Origin of the sequence: Microbacterium sp. 71-23 (assembly GCF_001897265.1) — a bacterium.
Lineage (GTDB): Bacteria > Actinomycetota > Actinomycetes > Actinomycetales > Microbacteriaceae > Microbacterium > Microbacterium ginsengisoli.
Map to the genome: position 1 here is coordinate 1 of NZ_MKSL01000007.1, position 1,242 is coordinate 1,242.

Sequence of the window (1,242 nt, forward strand, 5' to 3'; positions counted from 1 at the left end):
GCATCCGACTGACCGACGTCGCGAAGGGTCGCCGCGACGAGGCGCTCCCCCCGACCTCGCTCGCCTACGCCTCCGGCGAGGCCCGCCTCGCCCTCGCCGAGACCGAGCAACGACCCACCGTGCTCGGCCTCATCGCGTCGGGACGGATGGCGCCCGATGCCGGCACCGTCACGATCGACGGGCGAGCGGATGCCGCGACCCTCCGTCGCGCCGTCGCGCTCGTGGACGCGCCCGACGTGTGCGATCCCGCCCCGAACGTGACGGTCGCGGGGATGGTCGCCGAGGAGCTGATGTTCGCGGGTCGCCCGTCGAACCCGGTCTCCGCACGCCGGTGGCTGGAGGCGGAGGGCTTCGGCGCGATCGCCCGCACGCCCGTCGCCGACGTCTCACCCCGCGAGCGCGTCGCACTCCTGCTGGGGCTGACGGCGCTGCGCCCGGGCGTCGAGGGCATGGTGCTGGTCTCGCCCGACCGCCACGGCGGGCACCCCGCCGAGTGGTGGGAGCTCGCCGAGTCGTTCGCCGACCGCGGCTTCGCGATGCTCGTCGTCGCGGGCGAGGCGGCCGCGATCGTGCTGGAGGGACGGGCGCCGCGGGCGGATGCCGCGGCCGGCACCGGCACCGCGGCTGAGGAGCTCGACGATCTCGTCGCGGGGTCGGGGGGCGAGACGCCCGCCGCCCTCGATTCCGACCTCGTCGACGACTCCGAGGCCGAGCCCGCAACCGCAACTGCGGGTGATGTCGCCGCGGACCCCGCAGCGCGGGACGGATCCGCACCGGCATCCGCCGCCGAGCCTGCACCCGAGCCTGCACCCGCCCCCACTACCGACCCCGCACCCGCCCGCTCCGGCGAGCACGACCCCATTCCCGAGTCCGCCGACCCGGACCCCACCCCCGAACCCGACGACCGTGACGAGCCGGAGGGCGACCGATGAAGATCCCCGCCATGATCGCCGCCGAGCTGCGGCGCCTGACCGCGACCCGCATGTCCGTCATCGCCCTGATCGCACTCGTGCTGGTGCCGATCCTCTACGGCGGCCTCTACCTGTGGGCGAACCAGGACCCCTATGGCAAGTTCAGCGAGGTGCCCGTCGCGCTCGTCGTGGACGACGAGGGGGTCGCCGCATCCGACGACTCCGCGGCTACGAACTACGGCGATCGCGTGGCCGACGAACTCCTCGAGGGCAAGGCGTTCGACTGGCGGCGCATGACCGCCAAGGGCGCCGAGGCGGCGCTGCAGGCGGG

At 74.8% G+C, this 1,242-nt stretch carries 2 protein-coding genes; both read left to right on the top strand.

The window, feature by feature from the left end; genetic code table 11:
* The coding region (locus BGO15_RS00090; RefSeq protein WP_286746449.1) for a hypothetical protein at nucleotides 1-932 on the top strand (932 nt) is incomplete at its 5' end.
* A partial coding sequence (locus tag BGO15_RS00095) for a YhgE/Pip domain-containing protein (RefSeq protein ID WP_502689134.1) occupies nucleotides 929-1,242 on the top strand: 314 nt, incomplete at its 3' end. The genes BGO15_RS00090 and BGO15_RS00095, both read left to right, overlap by 4 nt.